Genomic DNA, 16,812 nt, shown 5'->3' with positions numbered 1-16,812 from the left:
GGCTTCCGGCGGCGAGCCACTCAAAAGGGGTGTCATCTTCCGTATCAAACGTGCATCCGCTCGATGACACAGCGCTTCGGCCCCTAGGATTCCACCTATCACCTCACCGGTCTCATTCGACAGGAACCCCATGAGCGACACTTCCCCCTACGGCTTCGAGCTTGTGCGGCGTGGGTACGACCGCGCTCAGGTGGACGAACGTATCTCCAAGCTCGTCTCCGACCGTGACAGCGCTCTCGCCCGCATCACCGCTCTGGAAAAGCGCATCGAAGAGCTCCACCTCGAGACGCAGAACGCCCAGGCCCAGATCAACGACGCCGAGCCGTCGTACGCGGGTCTCGGCGCGCGCGTGGAGAAGATCCTCCGTCTCGCCGAGGAGGAGGCCAAGGACCTGCGCGAGGAGGCCCGGCGCGCCGCGGAGCAGCACCGCGAGCTCGCCGAGTCGGCCGCCCAGCAGGTGCGCAACGACGCCGAGGCGTACGCCGCCGAGCGCAAGGCGAAGGCGGAGGACGAGGGCGTCCGGATCGTCGAGAAGGCCCAGGGCGAGGCCGCCCAGCTGCGCTCCGACGCGCAGAAGGACGCCCAGTCCAAGCGCGAGGAGGCGGACGCCCTCTTCGAGGAGACCCGCGCCAAGGCCGCGCAGGCCGCCGCGGACTTCGAGACGAACCTGGCCAAGCGCCGCGAGCAGTCCGAGCGTGACCTGGCCTCGCGTCAGGCGAAGGCGGAGAAGCGTCTCGCGGAGATCGAGCACCGGGCGGAGCAGCTCCGCCTGGAGGCCGAGAAGCTGCGCACCGACGCCGAGCGCCGTGCCCGCCAGACGGTGGAGACCGCGCAGCGCCAGGCCGAGGACATCGTGGCGGACGCCAACGCCAAGGCCGACCGGATCCGTTCGGAGTCCGAGCGTGAGCTGGCCGCGCTGACCAACCGCCGCGACTCGATCAACGCCCAGCTGACCAACGTCCGCGAGATGCTGGCGACCCTCACGGGTGCCGCGGTCGCCGCCACCGGCGCGCCCGCCACCGAGGACGAGCCCGTCTCCCGCGGCGTCCCGGCGCAGCAGTCCCGGTAGCTCCACCGGCCGGCCGGACCACGGCGAAGCCCTCTGCCACTGCGGTGGCAGAGGGCTTCGCCCCGTTTTAGCGTGGCCGCATGATCGAGCTGGAGGGGCTGACCAAACGGTACGGCGAGAAGGTGGCGGTCGACCGGCTGACCTGCACCGTCAGGCCGGGCATCGTCACAGGCTTCCTCGGCCCGAACGGCGCCGGCAAGTCGACCACCATGCGGATGATCCTGGGGCTCGACCACCCCACGTCCGGGGACGTGCGGATCGACGGCATGCACTACGACCAGCTGAAGGACCCGCTGACGTACATCGGCGCCCTGCTGGAGGCGAAGGGCGTGCACCCGGGGCGCAGCGCCTACAACCACCTGCTGTGGCTCGCGCAGAGCAACGGCATCCCCGACCGGCGGGTGCGCGAGGTGCTGGAGACGGTCGGCCTGACGGCGGTGGCGCGCAAGAAGGCCAAGGGGTTCTCGATGGGCATGGGGCAGCGGCTCGGCATCGCCGCCGCGCTGCTCGGCGACCCGCGGATCCTGATGTTCGACGAGCCGGTGAACGGCCTCGACCCCGAGGGCATCCACTGGATCCGCACGCTGATGAAGTCGCTGGCGGAGCAGGGCCGCACGGTGTTCGTCTCCTCCCATCTGATGAGCGAGATGGCCCTGACGGCGGACCACCTCGTCGTCATCGGGCAGGGCAGGCTGCTCGCCGACACCTCGATGGCTCAGTTCATCGAGCGCAACTCCCGCTCGTACGTCCGGGTGCGCACCCCGCAGCGGGAGGCGCTGCTCGACGCGCTGCACCGGGCCGGCGTCACCGCCGTGGACGGCGCGGACGGGACGCTGGAGGTGGACGGGACGCCCGCCGAGACGATCGGCGAGCTGGCCGCCCGCGACGGGGTGGTGCTGCACGAACTGAGCCCGCAGCAGGCCTCCCTGGAGGAGGCGTTCATGCAGTTGACGGCGGAGTCGGTGGAGTATCACGCCCACCCCGGCACCGGCGCGCCCCTGCCCCCGCAGCAGCAGTGGGGCGAGAGCTGGAGGAAGGGCTGAGCATGGCGACGGCACAGGTCGTACGGTCGGAGTGGACCAAGATCCGGTCGGTGGCGTCCACCGTGTGGACGCTGTCCAGCGCGGTGGTCGTCACCATCGCGCTCGGCATGCTGATCTCGGCGCTGTCGAGGAGCGAGTTCGACGAGCTCGACCGGCGGGATCAGCTCTCCTTCGACCCGACGTTCATCAGCTTCGCCGGGACCAGCCTGGGCCAGCTCGCGATGATCGTGTTCGGGGTGCTGGTGGTGTCGAACGAGTACAGCACCGGGATGATCCGCGCCTCGCTGGCGGCCGTGCCCCGGCGCGGGGTCTTCCTGTTCAGCAAGCTCGCCGTGGCCACCGTGCTGGCGTTCGTGGTCGGCATGGCCACCAGCTTCGCCACCTTCTTCCTCGGCCAGCTGATGCTCGGCGACCTCGGCACGTCCATCTCCGACGACGGGGTGCTGCGCGCGGTCATCGGCGGCGGGCTCTACATGACGCTGATCGCGCTGTTCTCGATGGGGGTGGCCACGATGCTGCGCTCCCCCATGCTGTCGCTGGGCATCCTGATGCCGTTCTTCTTCCTGATCTCCAACATCCTCGGCAACGTCGACGCCACGAAGAAGGTCGGCCAGTTCCTGCCCGACCAGGCCGGCAGCCGGATCATGCAGGTGGTCACCCCGCTGGACGACGACACCCCGTACGGCCCATGGGGCGGCCTGGGCATCATGGCGCTGTGGGTGATCGCGGCGGTCGCCGGCGGCTACGTGCTGCTGAGGCGGCGTGACGCGCAGTGAACGACCGGACGCGACCGGTTCCGGTCCGGCCCTGACGCACCCTTGAGCGGAACCGTCAGCGCCCCGATAAGCTCCTAACCCTTACGGGGGCGTGTGCCCCGCTGTCCTGAACCTTTCGATGGGTGCGGAGCATGATCGAGGCAAGCGGCCTGACCAAGCGGTACGGCGACAAGACCGCTGTGTACAACCTTTCCTTCCAGGTGCGTCCCGGCACCGTCACCGGCTTCCTGGGTCCCAACGGCTCGGGCAAGTCGACGACGATGCGGATGATCCTCGGTCTGGACAACCCCACCGCGGGCCGGGTCACGATCTGCGGCCACCCGTACGACAAGCTGCCCAACGCCCCCCGGCAGGTCGGCGCGCTGCTGGACGCCAAGGCGGTGCACGGCGGCCGGTCCGCCCGCAACCACCTGCTCAGCCTGGCGCAGCTGTCGGGCATCCCGGCCCGCCGGGTGGACGAGGTGCTGGGCGTGGTGGGCCTGCACGAGGTGGCGGGCCGGCGGTCCAAGGGCTTCTCCCTCGGCATGGGGCAGCGTCTGGGCATCGCCGCCGCTCTGCTGGGCGACCCGCAGGTGCTGCTGTTCGACGAGCCGGTGAACGGCCTCGACCCCGAGGGCATCCTCTGGGTGCGCAACCTGATGAAGTCGCTGGCCGCCGAGGGCCGCACGGTGTTCGTCTCCTCCCACCTGATGAGCGAGATGGCGCTGACCGCCGACCACCTCATCGTGATCGGCCGCGGGCAGCTCATGGCGGACATGAGCGTGCGCGATTTCATCTCCGCGAACTCCGCCGACTTCGCCCGGGTGCGCACGCCCGACACCGAGCCGCAGCAGCGCGAGAAGCTGTCGGCGGCGATCACCGAGGCCGGCGGCCATGTGCTGCCCGAGCAGGACGGCGCGCTGCGGGTGACGGGACTGCCGCTGCCCCGGATCAGCGACATCGCCCACGACCACGACGTACGGCTGTGGGAGCTGTCGCCGCACCAGGCGTCCCTGGAGGAGGCGTACATGCGGCTGACGCAGGGCGCCGTCGACTACCGCTCGACCATCGACCAGAAGGAGGGGCTCCAGCAGCCGCTGCCGCCGGGCGCGCAGCCGCCGGTGCCGGTGCCGGGCCAGGGCCAGCCCGGCTGGTACGCCCCGCCGCCGCCCCAGCAGGGCGGCGGGCAGCCCTTCGCCCCGCCGCAGGCCGCCCCCGCGGGCCCCTACGGCGCTCCCCCGGCCCCCGCCGCCGCTCCGGCCGCCCCGGCGGCGAACCCGTACGCGCAGCCGCCGCAGGCGCCGCCGAGCGCACCCCAGCCCGCCGCCCCTTCCGCCGAGCCGACCAAGTCCGAGGACGCCCGATGAGCACGCCCCAGCCCCCGATGCCGCACAGCGCCGCACCCGCGTGGCCGGCCGCCCCCGGCGCCGCACCCTCCGCCCCCGGCCCGGCCTACCCGACCTACACCTCGCCCATCCCGGTGGTGCGCACCCACCTCGGGCACGCGCTCGCCTCCGAGTGGACGAAGATCAAGTCGGTGCGCTCGACGCTGTGGACGCTGGGCGTGTTCGTCGTGCTCGTGGTCGGCATCGGCGCGCTCACCGGCCTGGTGGTCGCCGGCTCCGACCCCGACCTGGGCGGCGAGAGCCCGCTGTCGCTGGGCTTCTTCGGACTGCTGCTCGGCTCGATGTGCCTCATCACGCTCGGCGTGCTGACCACCGCCTCCGAGTACGGCACGGGCATGATCCGCACGACCATGGTCGCCTGTCCCACCCGCGGCCGGGTGCTCGCGGCGAAGGCCCTGGTGTTCTTCCTGCTCGCCTTCGTGGTGACCCTGGTGTGCGCCGCCGTCGTCGGCCTGCTGCACGTGTCGCTCCTGGAGGAGTACAACGCCAAGGACCCCTCCGGCGGGGAATGGCTGAAGGGCACGGTCGGCGTCTCGCTCTACCTGGCGCTGCTCGGCACCCTGTCGCTGGCGGTCGGGTCGATGGTGCGGCACTCGGCGGGCGCCATCACCATCATGATCGCGGCGGTGCTCGCCCCGCTGGTGATCGCGCTGTTCATGTTCTCGCCCTCGCTGGCCGACGTGCAGGAAGCGCTGTTCGAGTACTCCATCCCGAACCAGATGAGCATCTTCTACGCCAACTCCCTGTCGGAGTCCGGCCCGTCGGGCTGGGACCCGCTGTGGGTCATGCTGGCCCTCACGGCGGCCGCGCTCGCCGGCGCCTTCACCCTGCTGCGGAAGCGGGACGTGTAACTCCCCCGGGGAGGGGCTTCAGAACCTCGGCGCGTTACGGGACCGCTGCACCCGCGTGGTGCGGCGGTCCTTCGCGTTCCAGCAGGCCTTGTGCCAGTGCCGGCGGTCGTCGACGCCGGAGTGCTCGGGCCAGGCCACCACGTGCGGCACCCCGTCCGGGATCAACTGGTCGCAGCCCGGGCACCGGTAGGACTTGCCGTGCGCGCTGGCGCCCGCCACGTGCCGCACGCTCCAGTCCTCGCCCCGCCAGGACTCCGTGGACTGCCAGCCGCCGTAGCGCCCGGAACGGTCGTCCTCGGCGCTCCGGCCGGACGAACCGGCTCCCTTGGGTCGGTTGCGACGCGGGGACACAGGACACCTCACGGGGCTATACAGGATGCACGGACCGCGTCCAGCCTACGCGTCACGCGGCGGGGTACGCGTACGCCGCCAATCGTCACAAGTCACTCCGTGGCACGTGGCGGCCCCTCGCGAGCGGCCCGTTCTGCAGACAATCCGCAAAATCGCTCACCCGGCCGTGTCCTCGGCACGTGTCGGGCGGTTATGCCCTGCGGGGGAGCTCCGCGTCGGAGCCAAGGAAGCAGGAAAAGCAATGCGCGTTGGAAGTTTCGTGTTGGCCGCCCGGTTCCCCGGGCAGGGCGAGGGGGAGGCGCTGCACCGCGCGGTCCGCTCCGCCGAAGTGGCCGAGGAGTCGGGGCTCGACACGGTCTGGCTGGCCGAGCACCACTTCGTGCCCTACGGCACCTGCCCGTCCGCCGTCACCCTGGCGGCGCTGCTGCTCGGCCGCACCCGGCGGCTGCGCGTCGGCACGGCGGTCAGTGTGCTGCCCACCGTTCACCCGGTCGCGCTCGGCGAACAGGCCGCGCTGCTGCACGTCGCCAGCGGCGGGCGGTTCTCGCTGGGCCTCGGCCGCGGCGGCCCGTGGGTGGACCTGGAGGTCTTCGGGGCCGGCCTGGAGGCGTACGAGAAGGGGTTCCCGGAGGCGCTCGACCTGCTGCTGCGCTGGCTGAGCGAGCCGTCCGTCGGCGCCGGCGGCGAGCGGTACCGGTTCCGCGAGGTGCCCGTCGTGCCCCGCCCCTCGGAGGCGCTCACCGAGGCCGAGGGCCCGGAGGTCGTGGTCGCCTGCACCTCCCCCGCGAGCGTACGGCTGGCCGCCGAGCGCGGGCTGCCGATGCTGCTCGGCATGCACGTCGGCGACGAGGAGAAGGCCGAGATGGTCGCCCTGTGGCGGCGTCACGCGCGCGCGTGCGGGCGGACGTCCGCCGAGATCGAGGGCGCGGCCCATGTCTCGGCCGGGGTCTGCCAGATCGCGGACCGGCGCTCGGACGCGGCCGAGATCCTGCTGAAGGCGATGCCCGGCTGGCTGAAACAGGGGCTGGAGGCACACGTGACGGTGGACGGCCGGGAGCGGCGGATGCGCGACCCGCTGGCCTACACCGAGCTGCTGTGCGGGCTGCACCCGGTGGGCACCCCGCGGCTGTGCGCCGACCGGCTCGCCGCGACCAGCGAGCGGACCGGCATCTCCCGCTTCGCGCTGCTCGTCGAGGGCTCCGGGGACCTGGCGGCGACCGAGGAGAACGTACGGCGGCTCGGCGCCGAGGTGCTCCCCCAACTCACCTGAGTGATACGGGCGTTCCAGGGATGCTTGCCGCCCCGGTACAGACTGCACCTCCCGCGTACGGAGCGGCAAGCTTCTCGTGGAGCGTCAGCAGTCGCGCAGTTCCGGCGACTGGTTGAGCAGTTGGCTGCGCACCGAGGTGAAGCGGGCCAGCGTCTCGTCGACCGAGGAGTCAAGCGGGAACACGGCCACCCGGTGGCAGTTCTGGAAGGCCAGCCGAACACCGAAGTGCCGTTGCAGCGCGCCGCGTATCGCGTCACTCGCGAGCGCACGCAGCAGCTGACCGCGTGCCTGCTCGTCCGGCGGGGGCGTCTGGTTGTCGGCGAATGCTCCGCCGTCCACCTTCAGCTGGGCCACCAGGGAGCTGATCATCTCCCACGCGTAGGGCAGGGAGGTCCGGACGCAGTCGACGAAGTCAGCTTCGTCGACCTCGCCTCGCTCGGCCTGTTCGAGTAGGGCCGGTGAGACGTCGAGCGACATGGGTTCTCCTCTCGCACCCCCAGCACTCGGGGGTTGCCTGACAGATACGGGAGTGCGCGAAAACGGGCACGCTGCGTACACAGTCCGCGACCTCCCGTTCAATACCGTAAGCAACGGACGGTGACCGCACCAGGAGAACGGGCGGATGCGGAACTTCCTGTGGGCCGGTAATCGGCCATCGCGGAAAACGCGTTTTCCAGGAGATACGGGACGCGCATCCTGGGCCCCGAGGGGCGCCTGTGAGGGCGAATCGCGTCCACCCCGGCCGGTCGAGTAGCGTTGCCGACCATGCGTCTCGTCATTGCCCGCTGCTCCGTGGACTACGCCGGGCGGCTCACCGCGCACCTGCCGTCCGCACCTCGTCTGATCCTGGTCAAGGCGGACGGCAGCGTCTCGATCCATGCCGACGACCGGGCCTACAAGCCCCTCAACTGGATGTCGCCTCCGTGCACCCTCAAGGAGGGCGCGGGCGAGGAGGAGGGTGTCTGGACCGTCGTCAACAAGGCGGGCGAGAAGCTCATCATCACGATGGAGGAGATCCTCCACGACTCCTCGCACGAACTCGGCGTCGATCCCGGCCTGATCAAGGACGGCGTGGAAGCACACCTTCAGGAGCTGCTCGCCGACCGCATCGAGACCCTCGGCGAGGGCTACACCCTGATCCGCCGTGAGTACATGACGGCGATCGGGCCGGTCGACATCCTGTGCCGGGACGCCGAGGGGCAGACCGTCGCGGTGGAGATCAAGCGGCGCGGCGAGATCGACGGCGTGGAGCAGCTCACCCGCTATCTGGAGCTGCTCAACCGCGACCCGCACCTCGCGCCGGTGCGCGGCATCTTCGCCGCCCAGGAGATCAAGCCGCAGGCCCGGGTGCTCGCCACCGACCGGGGCATCGGCTGCCAGGTCCTCGACTACGACGCCCTGCGCGGCATCGAGGACGACAAGCTGCGCCTGTTCTGAGCGGCGCGCGCGCCACGACGGCACGAGCGGGGGGCCGGGTTCCGTGCGGAACCCGGCCCCCTGGTGCGTGTGACGCCTCCGTCGGGGTGCGTCAGATCAGCGTCTCGGAGTTCTCGGGCGAGGCCTGGTCCGTGCCGGTGCCGGTGCCCGGGCCTGTGCTCTGCGGGGCGCTCGCGGTGGTCTCCACGGGGGCGGAGGAGGCGGTGTCGCTCGCCGTCGTCTCGGGATCGCCCGTGGGCGAGGTCTCGGTGTCCGTCGGGTCCGGGTCGGGTTCCGACGTCTCAGGATCGGTCGGCGGCTGGGAGTCGGTGGGCGGCGGCGAACTCGAGGGCGGCTTCGGGCCGGTGGACGGCTGCGAAGGCGACTTGGACGGCGACTTCGTCGGCTTGTCCGGCGTCTTCGTCGACGTCTCCTCCTCCGACGGCTCGTCGGAGTCGGTGGCCGTCGGCGTCGGGTCGTCCGCGGTGCCGGGCGTGCCGTCCGGGCCCGGGTCGGAGGGGCGGCTGGTGGCCTTCCCCGTGTCGCCCTTGTTGCCGGCCGCCGGGTCCGCGTCGAGCTCGCCGTCGCCCAGGCCCTGGCTGGCGGACGGGTTGACGCCGACGTCCCCCGAGGGCGACGCGGGGTCGTTGCCGGACGTGGCGCCGAGGGTGACGACGGTGCCGAGGACGGCGACGAGCAGCGCGCCCGCGCCCGCCGCGACCAGGTTCCGCCGGGCCAGGCCCTTCAGACCGCCGACGACCCCTTCCTTCGTCTGCTGCGGGACCGTCGCGGCCGGCACGGCGCGGGAGACGACCAGACCGGTGTCGGCGGGGGGCTGGAGGTCGGGGAAGGCCATCGGCACCCCGCGGGGCGGCGACGCCGACTCCTCCACGTGCGCCTCGGGCACCTCCTCCGCCGCGGTCGGCGCGAGCGTGAGCGGGACGCCGGAGCGGTCGGCGACGAGGGCCAGCGCCCTGCGGCCCGCGACCGTGCCGCGCTTGTCGGCGAGCGCCCCGCGCAGGCCGATGGACGCCTCCAGCTCGGCGCGCGCCCGGTCGAGCTGTCCGGCGCACAGCGCGTGGATGCCCAGCTCGTGGTGGAAGTAGGCCTGTTCGCCGACGTCGCCGGCGATACGGGCGGCCTCCGCGCCGGCCCGCAGCGCCCGCTCCCAGGCGCTCCAGTGGAGCCCGGAGGCGAAGGCGGGGGCGGCGGTGCGGGCGAGCTGCACGGCGGTGCTGGGCTCGTCGGCGGTGTCCGGGGCGAGCGGCGACAGGGCGGTGAGCGCGGCGAGGATCGCGTCGGACTCGGCGCAGACGCGTTCCGGGGTCACCGAGGGGTGTCCGGTCCACCAGGCGTAGTGCTGCGCGGCCTCGCGGACGCGGACGTCGGCGTCGTCGGCGTACCCGGCGGCCTCCAGCTGGGCGGGCACGCCCGCGGCGAGCCGGTGGCGGGCGCCGACCGGGGAGACGAGCCCGCAGGAGACGAGTTCGCCGAGGGCGGCGTCGGCGTGGGTGTCGCCGACCAGGGCGGGCAGGTGCGCCTGGTGCGGCACCTCGCCGCCGAGCGCGACGGCGAACCGCAGGGTGGCGCGGGCGGAGGCGCTGAGCCGGGAGGCGAGCAGCGGGGCGGGCGCGGCGGCCTCGCCGAGGGAGGGCAGCGGGACCTCGTCGCCGTCGGCGGGGTCGAAGGGCGCCTCGTCGGGCCGTACGTCCTCGAAGACGCCGAACTCGTCGACGGCGCTGGTGCCGGCCCGCAGCCGGTCGCGCTGCCGCAGCAGGGCGCCCGCCTGGACGAAGCGCAGCGGCAGACCCTCGGACTCGAACCACAGGTCGCCCGCCCAGGTGGCCTCCTCGTCGGTGAGGCTCCGGCCGACGGCGTGGCCGAGCAGGTCGAGGCCGGCCGCGCGGTCGAGGCCGGCCAGCTCGACGTCCTCGACGCCGGCGTCTGCGGAGGGGGCGGCCACGTCCGGGGTGGCGGCGAACAGGAAGGCGCACTCGGGGGTGGCGTCCAGCAGCTCGTCGAGGGCGGCCCCGCCGAACTCCAGGTCGTCCAGGACGACGACGGCGCCGATCTCGCGGATGCTGTCGAGCAGTTCGTCCCGGCCGGGGCGGTGCAGGGGCGCGTCGAACGCCGCGTGGAAGAGGTCGTGCAGGAGGTCGTCGACGGTGCGGCGGTGACCGTTCAGGCGCACCACGCCGTCGGGCGCGAGGTCGGCGCAGTCCTCGGCGACGATGTCGAGCAGCCGGGTGCGGCCGGAGCCGCCGGGGCCGACGAGACGCACGGAGCGGCCGCGGGCGAGCAGCCGTACCAGGGTCTCCCGCTCGTCCTGACGGGCCAGCAGGGGCAGCGCGGGCTGCGCGGGGCCCGGGGGGACGGGCGGGGCGGCGGCGCGCTCCACCTCGGCGCGCTCGGCCTCGGTGCGCTTCTCGGGGCGGCCCGGCCGCTCGGCGGGCGGGCAGGGCTCGATCTCGCTGCCGTCGACGGGGTTGACGGTCAGCAGGAAGTCGCCGGAGACGAGCTGCGTCGTACGGACGGGCACGGGCGCGTGCTGTCCGAAGTCGGAGGTGAGGGATTCCCTGGGAGGGCGCTGGCGCGGCGCGTCGCCGCCGTGGCCGTACTCCTCGGGTCCCGTGCGGTTCGGGTCCATAGGTCCTAGCCCCCCAAAAGCGTCGTGTGGCTGAAGCCCTCCCCGGCCTCGCTGCACACCGCGCTGTCGCTTCTGGTCCGGGCCCGCTCGAGGGTTGCAAGGCAGCGGGCAGCCGAACCCTAAACCTTCGGTCAGTATCCACGACAGTCCGGGGTGCCAGGGCGTCCGGCTGGTCACGGTCTCGTGAGGATTGTGCGCGCGGCGCGGGGTTCGCGGGCGTGGGCCCGGCTTCTCCCGCTCGTCCGTCGTGCACCCGTACGCCCTTACACGCGGGGCAGTGTGTCCACCCCGATGCCCCCCTCGATCGCCAGGATGCGGTGCAGCCGGGTGGCCACCAACAGGCGCTGCATCTGGGGCGGCACGTCGCGCAGCACCAGGCGCCGGCCGCAGCGGCCGGCCCGTCGGTGGGCCCCCATGATCACCCCGAGTCCGGTGGCGTCCCAGGAGTCCAGTTCGGACAGGTTCAGCACCAGGTCGCCGACTCCGTCGTCGACCGCCGAGTGCAGGACCGTACGGGCGTCCGCCGCGCTGCGGACGTCGAGGCGGCCCCCGACGACCAGCTCGGCGTGGTCGCCCCTGATGTGCATATGCGCTCCCCGTGATGCGTGGTGTGCTCCGCGGTGTCCTGACGGCCGGTGTTGCAACCTCTGACTGCGTGACGGCCGCGGAGGTTGCTGGCTGTGAGCGAACCGATACCGAATTCACCCCGGCGTGTGATGCACGCCGGGGTGTGCGCGGTCTCAGTGCTCGTAGAAGCCCTGCCCGCTCTTGCGCCCGATGTCACCGGCGTCAACCATCCGGCGCATCAGCTCGGGAGCCGCGAACTTCTCGTCCTGGGACTCGGTGTAGATGTTGTCGGTGGCGTGCAGCAGGATGTCCACGCCCGTGAGGTCGGCGGTGGCGAGCGGCCCCATCGCGTGGCCGAAGCCCAGCTTGCAGGCGAGGTCGATGTCCTCGGCGCTGGCGACGCCCGACTCGTACAGCTTGGCGGCCTCGACGACGAGGGCGCTGATGAGGCGGGTGGTGACGAAGCCGGCGACGTCGCGGTTGACGACGATGCAGGTCTTGCCGACCGACTCGGCGAACTCCCGCGCCCTGGCAAGGGTTTCGTCGCTGGTCTTGTAGCCGCGGACCAGCTCGCACAGCCGCATCATCGGCACCGGCGAGAAGAAGTGCGTGCCGACGACCCGCTCCGGGCGCTCCGTCACGGCCGCGATCTTGGTGATCGGGATGGCGGAGGTGTTGGAGGCGAGGACGGTGTCCTCGCGTACCAGCTTGTCGAGCGTACGGAAGATCTCGTGCTTGACCTCGAGCTTCTCGAACACGGCCTCGACCACGACGTCCGCGTCCGCGCAGGCGTCGAGATCGGTGGTCGTGGTGATCCGGCCGAGGGCGGCCTCGGCGTCCTTCGCCTCGAGCTTCCCCTTGGCGACGAACTTGTCGTACGACGCCTTGATCCCGTCCGTGCCCCGCGTCAGCGCCTCGTCGGTGACGTCGCGCAGGACGACGTCCCAGCCCGCCTGAGCGGAGACCTGGGCGATGCCGGACCCCATGAGTCCGGCCCCGATGACGGCGAGCTTGCGTGCCACTGTGCGACTCCCCTGATACGCGCTGTCCATGTTCTCCGAGAGCGGACATTAGCGGTCGTGAGCAGCCCTGTGACCGGTAAGTAACGCGCGTCACGTCTCACATGACGGACATCACACCGGCGGCAGACGCGGCGGGAGCCGACGGGGCGTCAGGTCGCGGGCGGGCGCCGTCCCGAGGGACGGGACAGGACGGGACCGAACGGTCTGCCGGGCCGGCGCCTCGCCGAAAGCCGTCGCGCCGGGGCGGTGCCGGTGTCAGGGTGGGGGGCGGTGTCCGTCCGTCGAAGGAGAGCCCCCGGCATGTCCGTCATCCACCGCACCACCCTGGAGCCGACCAAGCTGGAGCTGCTGGCCGGCTGGCTGCCCACCCGGCCCTGGTACCACGGCGGCCCGGAGGGACCGCGGCTGAGCAGGGTGGGCGGCTTCCGGCTCGACGACCCGACGGGCGAGGTCGGCATCGAGTTCATGGTGGTCCGGGACGACCCGGGCGACGCCCCGGTCTTCTACCTGGTGCCGCTCACCTACCGCGGCGCACCGCTCGACGGGGCGGACGCGGCCCTCGTCGGCACCTCCGAGCACGGGGTGCTGGGCCACCGCTGGATCTACGACGCCTGCCACGACCCGGTGGCCGTCGCCGAGTTGGCGGCGCTGGTGGAGGGCCGGGCGGAGCCGCAGGCGCAGAGCGTCAGCGACACCCCCGACCGTGAGGTGACCCGCGCCCTGGCGGGCGAGGGCCCGGTGCCGGCGGAGTTCCCAGCGGTCGCGGACGCCGAGGAGCACACCGAGCTGACCGCGCCGGACGGCACGGTGCTGCGCGTGCTGCGCACCCTGCACCCCGCCCCGGACGGCGCCCCGCAGGCCGAGCCGGGCGCCGCGGGTCATGTCGCGGGCGCGTGGGACGCGCCGGACGGCGCCCGCGCCCAGGGCCTGATGGTGCTGCTGCTCACCCCGCCGCCGACGCCGTGACACCGCGCACACGGGCGTCCTGAAGTCGCCGGCGCCTCACTAGGCTGACCTCATGGTCAACCTGACACGCATCTACACGCGGACCGGCGACAAGGGCACCACCCATCTCGGGGACATGAGCCGGGTCGCCAAGACCGATCTGCGGATCTCCGCCTACGCCGACGCCAACGAGGCGAACGCGGTGATCGGCACGGCGCTCGCCCTGGGCGGCCTCCCGGACGAGGTGGCCGCGGTCCTCACCCGCGTGCAGAACGACCTGTTCGACGTGGGCGCCGACCTGTCGACACCGGTGGTGGAGAACCCGGCGCACCCGCCGCTGCGGGTGGAGCAGTTCTACGTCGACCGGCTGGAGGAGGACTGCGACCGCTTCAACGAGCAGCTGGAGAAGCTCCGCTCGTTCATCCTGCCGGGCGGCACGCCGGGCGCGGCCCTGCTGCACCAGGCGTGCACGGTGGTGCGCCGCGCCGAACGCTCCACGTGGGCGGCCCTGGAGGCGCACGGCGAGACGATGAACCCGCTCACCGCGACCTACCTGAACCGCCTGTCGGACCTGCTGTTCATCCTGGCCCGCATCGCCAACAAGGAGACGGGCGACGTGCTGTGGGTCCCGGGCGGCGAGCGCTGAGCGCGCCGCCCGGGGCGTCAGCGGGGCCGCCGCCGCTCCGGGCCGCCCACCGCGCGGACGGCACCGAACAGCGCCTCGGCGGCCCCGAGGACCATCAGCACCACGCCCGCCTTCGAGGGCGTGATCACCGGCAGGTCCACTCCCCCGGCGAACCGCCACAGCAGCAGGCCGGCCAGCGCCGTGAAGGCGCCCGTGAGGACGGTTCCGTACCGCGTGTTCACCGGCCCACCCGCTCCCGCTCCGCGCCGCTGCCGGCGTCCTTCGTGCTCCCCCCGCCGTCCTTGGGCGCCTTCTTGGGCCACAGCCAGTAGGTGAGGGCGATCAGGCCGTGGATGCCGGCCACTCGCCAGGCGGTGTACTGCCAGGACTCCAGGGACGTGACGCGGCTCGGGTCGTCGACGTACCAGATGGCGGCCTGGAGCAGCGCGGTCGCCACCGCGGCGGCGGTCAGCGTGCCCAGCCACACCTTGGTCTCGTGCCGGGCCCGGGCCAGGCCGTAGCGGGGCGCCCGCACCAGCGGGCGGCCGTCGAGGCGGTGCGCCGCGTGCCCGTCGAGCCACTTCACGGTGCGGTGGCCGTGGCCCACGGTGTAGCCGATGTAGAGCGCGGCGAGCCCGTGGGTCCAGTCGGGCTCCGCGCCGTTCTTCAGGTCCCACGCGGTGACGACGAGCAGCACGACCTCCAGCACCGGCTCGCACAGCAGCAGCGCCAGGCCGGTGCGCGGCATCCGCAGCAGGTAGCGGAAGGCCAGCCCGGCCGCCAGCAGCACCCAGAACCCGACCTCGCAGGCGATGATCAAAGCGACGATCACGGTTCACTCCTCTCGGTCACCCTTCCAGGCTCCCGGGGGCGCCCGCCCCGCGCGTCGTCGCGCCCGACGAATCCGCGGTACATCGAAAGATGCAGTCCCAGACCGCCCCGAGGGATCAGGCGGACGCCGCGCGCACCGTGTTGGATGGGATCCATGGCCGTACGACCCGTGAGCCCGCCCCGCTTCGACGTCGCCGTCGCGCTCGCCGGACTGCTGGGCGGGCTGCTGCTGTGGGCGTTCGGGCTGGGCGTGCGGCCGGCCGACGACCCGGTCGTGCTGTTCGACGGCCGCTGGGCGCTGCTGGTGCCGCTGGCCGTGACGGCCGGCTGCGAGCTGCTGCGCCGCACCGCCCCGCGCACGGCGCTGGCCACGGGCACGCTGGCGCTGGCCGCGGACCTCATGACCCAGGGCAGCATCGCGACGATCGTGATGTACACCGACCTGATGTACGCCGCCGTGGTCTACGGCTCCCCCGCGACCGCCCGCCGGCTGCCGTGGATCACCGGGGTGCTCACGCTGGCCGGGATGCTGGTGCCGTACGCCGTGTGGCGGGTGCCCGAGGCGCTGCTGATCGGTCTGGTGGTCGGCGCGGTGACCTTCGCGCCCGCGTCGACCGGTCTGATCGTGCGCAACCACCGGGACGCCGCCGACGCCGCCCGTCTCCAGGCCGAACAGACCGCGCTGCTGGCGGAGATGGACCGGGTGCAGGCGGTCACCGCGGAACGCTCGCGTATGGCGCGGGAGTTGCACGACATGGTCGCCAACCACCTGTCCGCGATCGCCATCCACTCCACCGCCGCCCTCTCCCTGGACGATCCCGGCACCTCCCGCGAGGCGCTGACGGTGATCCGGGAGAACAGCGTGCAGGGACTGGCCGAGATGCGGCGGCTCATCGGGATCCTGCGCGACGGCGCCGACGACCGGGAGCCGTCCGCGACCCCCACGCTCGACGGTCTGGGCGCGCTGGTGGAGGGCGCCCGCGCCAACGGTCTGGACGTCACCCTGGACGCCGAGCACGGCGCGGTGCCCGCGCCGGTCGACCTGGCCGCGTACAGGATCGTGCAGGAGTCGCTGACCAACGCGCTGAAGCACGCCTCGCCGGGACGGGTGACCGTGTGTCTGCGCCGCTCGCCCGAGGCCCTGGAGATCCGGGTGACCAGCCCCTACGGCGACCGTGACGGCCCGCGCGCGCCGGGATCGGGCGCCGGTCTGGTCGGGATGCGGGAGCGGGCCGCCCTGCTGGAGGGGTCCTTCGAGGCCGGCCTGGCGAGCGCACCCGAGGGCAAGCGGTGGGTGGTGCGTGCCACCCTCCCCGTCACCGACGTCGAACAAGGAGAAGCCTGATGATCCGCGTCCTGGTGGCCGAGGACCAGTCCGCCGTCCGTGCGGGACTGGTGCTGATCCTACGCAGCGCGCCGGACATCGAGGTGGTGGGCGAGGCGGAGGACGGCGAGCGTGCGGTCGAGCTCGCCCGTGAGCTGCGGCCGGACCTGGTGCTGATGGACGTGCAGATGCCGCGTCTGGACGGGGTGTCGGCGACCCGGACGGTGGCCGGGGAGAACCTCGCGGACGTGCTGGTGCTGACCACGTTCGACCTCGACGAGTACGTGTTCGGGGCGCTGCGGGCCGGCGCGGCCGGGTTCCTGCTGAAGAACACGGAGGCGAAGGACCTGATCGAGGCGGTGCGCACGGTGGCGCGCGGCGAGGGCATCGTCGCCCCGGCCGTGACCCGGCGGCTGATCTCCGAGTTCGCCGCGAGGCCCGCCCGGCCGGCGACGGCGGACCCGTCGGTGCTGGACGCGCTCACCCGGCGGGAGCGGGAGGTGCTGTCCTGCCTCGGGGAGGGGTTGTCGAACGCGGCCATCGCGGAGCGCCTGGACATGGCCGAGGCCACGGTGAAGACGCACGTCAGCCGGCTGCTGGGGAAGCTGGAGCTGCGCAGCCGGGTGCAAGCGGCGGTGCTGGCGCAGGAGTTGGGCATTTAAAGGCTTCGTGAAGGTTTGGAACCGAAAG

At 72.7% G+C, this 16,812-nt stretch carries 18 protein-coding genes; 11 read left to right on the top strand and 7 right to left on the bottom strand.

The genetic code is table 11. The annotated features are described in order from the left end of the window. The first annotated feature begins 130 nt into the window (after positions 1-130). The 5 genes from ACFOSY_RS04550 (at position 131) to ACFOSY_RS04530 (ending at position 5,124) form a co-directional block, all read left to right on the top strand. Positions 131-1,069, top strand: a complete 939-nt coding sequence (locus tag ACFOSY_RS04550; RefSeq protein ID WP_006130181.1) for a coiled-coil domain-containing protein — start codon at positions 131-133, stop codon at positions 1,067-1,069. An 80-nt stretch (positions 1,070-1,149) separates the two neighbouring features. After that, positions 1,150-2,112 (top strand): ABC transporter ATP-binding protein, encoded by a 963-nt coding sequence (locus tag ACFOSY_RS04545; RefSeq protein ID WP_394305376.1) that lies wholly within the window; start codon positions 1,150-1,152, stop codon positions 2,110-2,112. 2 nt (positions 2,113-2,114) lie between these two features. Continuing rightward, entirely contained in the window at positions 2,115-2,888 is a 774-nt protein-coding gene (locus ACFOSY_RS04540) for an ABC transporter permease (RefSeq protein WP_394305375.1), read from the top strand. 131 nt (positions 2,889-3,019) lie between these two features. After that, the gene (locus tag ACFOSY_RS04535) at positions 3,020-4,234 is read left to right on the top strand and encodes an ABC transporter ATP-binding protein (RefSeq protein ID WP_394305374.1); all 1,215 of its coding nucleotides are present in this window, start codon (positions 3,020-3,022) and stop codon (positions 4,232-4,234) included. Next, positions 4,231-5,124 carry an ABC transporter permease gene (locus ACFOSY_RS04530; RefSeq protein ID WP_394305373.1) on the top strand — a complete coding sequence of 298 codons (894 nt, stop codon included), beginning with the start codon at positions 4,231-4,233 and terminating at the stop codon, positions 5,122-5,124. Before ACFOSY_RS04535 ends, ACFOSY_RS04530 begins: the two co-directional genes overlap by 4 nt. A gap of 18 nt (positions 5,125-5,142) precedes the next feature. On the opposite strand, the gene ACFOSY_RS04525 is transcribed toward ACFOSY_RS04530, so the two are convergent. Then, positions 5,143-5,475 carry an ATP/GTP-binding protein gene (locus ACFOSY_RS04525; protein ID WP_394305372.1) on the bottom strand — a complete coding sequence of 111 codons (333 nt, stop codon included), beginning with the start codon at positions 5,473-5,475 and terminating at the stop codon, positions 5,143-5,145. A gap of 241 nt (positions 5,476-5,716) precedes the next feature. Between ACFOSY_RS04525 and ACFOSY_RS04520 the strand changes: the two genes are divergently transcribed. Beyond that, on the top strand, positions 5,717-6,745 hold the full coding sequence (locus ACFOSY_RS04520) for an LLM class flavin-dependent oxidoreductase (RefSeq protein ID WP_394305371.1): 1,029 nt from the start codon (positions 5,717-5,719) through the stop codon (positions 6,743-6,745). Positions 6,746-6,829: 84 nt separating this feature from the next. On the opposite strand, the gene ACFOSY_RS04515 is transcribed toward ACFOSY_RS04520, so the two are convergent. Continuing rightward, positions 6,830-7,222: an SCO5389 family protein gene (locus tag ACFOSY_RS04515; RefSeq protein WP_006130174.1), complete on the bottom strand. Its 393-nt coding sequence runs from the start codon at positions 7,220-7,222 to the stop codon at positions 6,830-6,832. A gap of 288 nt (positions 7,223-7,510) precedes the next feature. On the opposite strand from ACFOSY_RS04515, the gene nucS reads away from it, so the two are divergent. After that, a complete protein-coding gene (gene nucS / locus ACFOSY_RS04510) occupies positions 7,511-8,182 on the top strand; it encodes an endonuclease NucS (RefSeq protein WP_394305370.1) in 672 nt (223 codons plus the stop codon). A 91-nt stretch (positions 8,183-8,273) separates the two neighbouring features. Here the strand turns inward: nucS and ACFOSY_RS04505 are convergent, their stop codons facing one another. The 3 genes from ACFOSY_RS04505 to ACFOSY_RS04495 form a co-directional block, all read right to left on the bottom strand. After that, positions 8,274-10,808: an ATP-binding protein gene (locus ACFOSY_RS04505; RefSeq protein ID WP_394305369.1), complete on the bottom strand. Its 2,535-nt coding sequence runs from the start codon at positions 10,806-10,808 to the stop codon at positions 8,274-8,276. Between the two features lie 263 nt (positions 10,809-11,071). Continuing rightward, positions 11,072-11,395: an STAS domain-containing protein gene (locus tag ACFOSY_RS04500; RefSeq protein ID WP_006130171.1), complete on the bottom strand. Its 324-nt coding sequence runs from the start codon at positions 11,393-11,395 to the stop codon at positions 11,072-11,074. Between the two features lie 153 nt (positions 11,396-11,548). After that, on the bottom strand, positions 11,549-12,397 hold the full coding sequence (locus ACFOSY_RS04495) for a 3-hydroxyacyl-CoA dehydrogenase family protein (protein ID WP_394305368.1): 849 nt from the start codon (positions 12,395-12,397) through the stop codon (positions 11,549-11,551). A gap of 300 nt (positions 12,398-12,697) precedes the next feature. Between ACFOSY_RS04495 and ACFOSY_RS04490 the strand changes: the two genes are divergently transcribed. After that, entirely contained in the window at positions 12,698-13,363 is a 666-nt protein-coding gene (locus ACFOSY_RS04490) for a maltokinase N-terminal cap-like domain-containing protein (RefSeq protein ID WP_394305367.1), read from the top strand. Positions 13,364-13,415: 52 nt separating this feature from the next. Next, complete coding sequence (locus ACFOSY_RS04485) at positions 13,416-13,988, top strand: cob(I)yrinic acid a,c-diamide adenosyltransferase (protein ID WP_394305366.1); 573 nt, start codon at positions 13,416-13,418, stop codon at positions 13,986-13,988. Positions 13,989-14,005: 17 nt separating this feature from the next. On the opposite strand, the gene ACFOSY_RS04480 is transcribed toward ACFOSY_RS04485, so the two are convergent. Next, complete coding sequence (locus ACFOSY_RS04480) at positions 14,006-14,209, bottom strand: DUF5708 family protein (RefSeq protein ID WP_394305365.1); 204 nt, start codon at positions 14,207-14,209, stop codon at positions 14,006-14,008. Then, positions 14,206-14,799, bottom strand: a complete 594-nt coding sequence (locus tag ACFOSY_RS04475; RefSeq protein ID WP_394305364.1) for a hypothetical protein — start codon at positions 14,797-14,799, stop codon at positions 14,206-14,208. The genes ACFOSY_RS04480 and ACFOSY_RS04475 overlap by 4 nt, the downstream gene beginning before the upstream one ends. A gap of 153 nt (positions 14,800-14,952) precedes the next feature. Between ACFOSY_RS04475 and ACFOSY_RS04470 the strand changes: the two genes are divergently transcribed. After that, entirely contained in the window at positions 14,953-16,143 is a 1,191-nt protein-coding gene (locus ACFOSY_RS04470; RefSeq protein ID WP_394305363.1) for a sensor histidine kinase, read from the top strand. Continuing rightward, on the top strand, positions 16,143-16,784 hold the full coding sequence (locus ACFOSY_RS04465; protein WP_225654362.1) for a response regulator: 642 nt from the start codon (positions 16,143-16,145) through the stop codon (positions 16,782-16,784). Before ACFOSY_RS04470 ends, ACFOSY_RS04465 begins: the two co-directional genes overlap by 1 nt. Positions 16,785-16,812 lie beyond the last annotated feature (28 nt).

The organism is Streptomyces lusitanus (genome assembly GCF_042647945.1).
Taxonomy (GTDB): domain Bacteria; phylum Actinomycetota; class Actinomycetes; order Streptomycetales; family Streptomycetaceae; genus Streptomyces; species Streptomyces pseudogriseolus.
Note: the sequence above shows the minus strand (reverse complement) of the source record. Positions and strands in the feature narration are given on the sequence as shown.

Coding starts and splice junctions, on each gene's coding strand:
- ACFOSY_RS04550 (WP_006130181.1), top strand. CDS start 131: ATGAGCGACACTTCCCCCTACGGCTTCGAGCTTGTGCGGCGTGGGTAC.
- ACFOSY_RS04545 (WP_394305376.1), top strand. CDS start 1,150: ATGATCGAGCTGGAGGGGCTGACCAAACGGTACGGCGAGAAGGTGGCG.
- ACFOSY_RS04540 (WP_394305375.1), top strand. CDS start 2,115: ATGGCGACGGCACAGGTCGTACGGTCGGAGTGGACCAAGATCCGGTCG.
- ACFOSY_RS04535 (WP_394305374.1), top strand. CDS start 3,020: ATGATCGAGGCAAGCGGCCTGACCAAGCGGTACGGCGACAAGACCGCT.
- ACFOSY_RS04530 (WP_394305373.1), top strand. CDS start 4,231: ATGAGCACGCCCCAGCCCCCGATGCCGCACAGCGCCGCACCCGCGTGG.
- ACFOSY_RS04520 (WP_394305371.1), top strand. CDS start 5,717: ATGCGCGTTGGAAGTTTCGTGTTGGCCGCCCGGTTCCCCGGGCAGGGC.
- ACFOSY_RS04515 (WP_006130174.1), bottom strand. CDS start 7,222: ATGTCGCTCGACGTCTCACCGGCCCTACTCGAACAGGCCGAGCGAGGC.
- nucS (WP_394305370.1), top strand. CDS start 7,511: ATGCGTCTCGTCATTGCCCGCTGCTCCGTGGACTACGCCGGGCGGCTC.
- ACFOSY_RS04505 (WP_394305369.1), bottom strand. CDS start 10,808: ATGGACCCGAACCGCACGGGACCCGAGGAGTACGGCCACGGCGGCGAC.
- ACFOSY_RS04500 (WP_006130171.1), bottom strand. CDS start 11,395: ATGCACATCAGGGGCGACCACGCCGAGCTGGTCGTCGGGGGCCGCCTC.
- ACFOSY_RS04490 (WP_394305367.1), top strand. CDS start 12,698: ATGTCCGTCATCCACCGCACCACCCTGGAGCCGACCAAGCTGGAGCTG.
- ACFOSY_RS04485 (WP_394305366.1), top strand. CDS start 13,416: ATGGTCAACCTGACACGCATCTACACGCGGACCGGCGACAAGGGCACC.
- ACFOSY_RS04470 (WP_394305363.1), top strand. CDS start 14,953: ATGGCCGTACGACCCGTGAGCCCGCCCCGCTTCGACGTCGCCGTCGCG.
- ACFOSY_RS04465 (WP_225654362.1), top strand. CDS start 16,143: ATGATCCGCGTCCTGGTGGCCGAGGACCAGTCCGCCGTCCGTGCGGGA.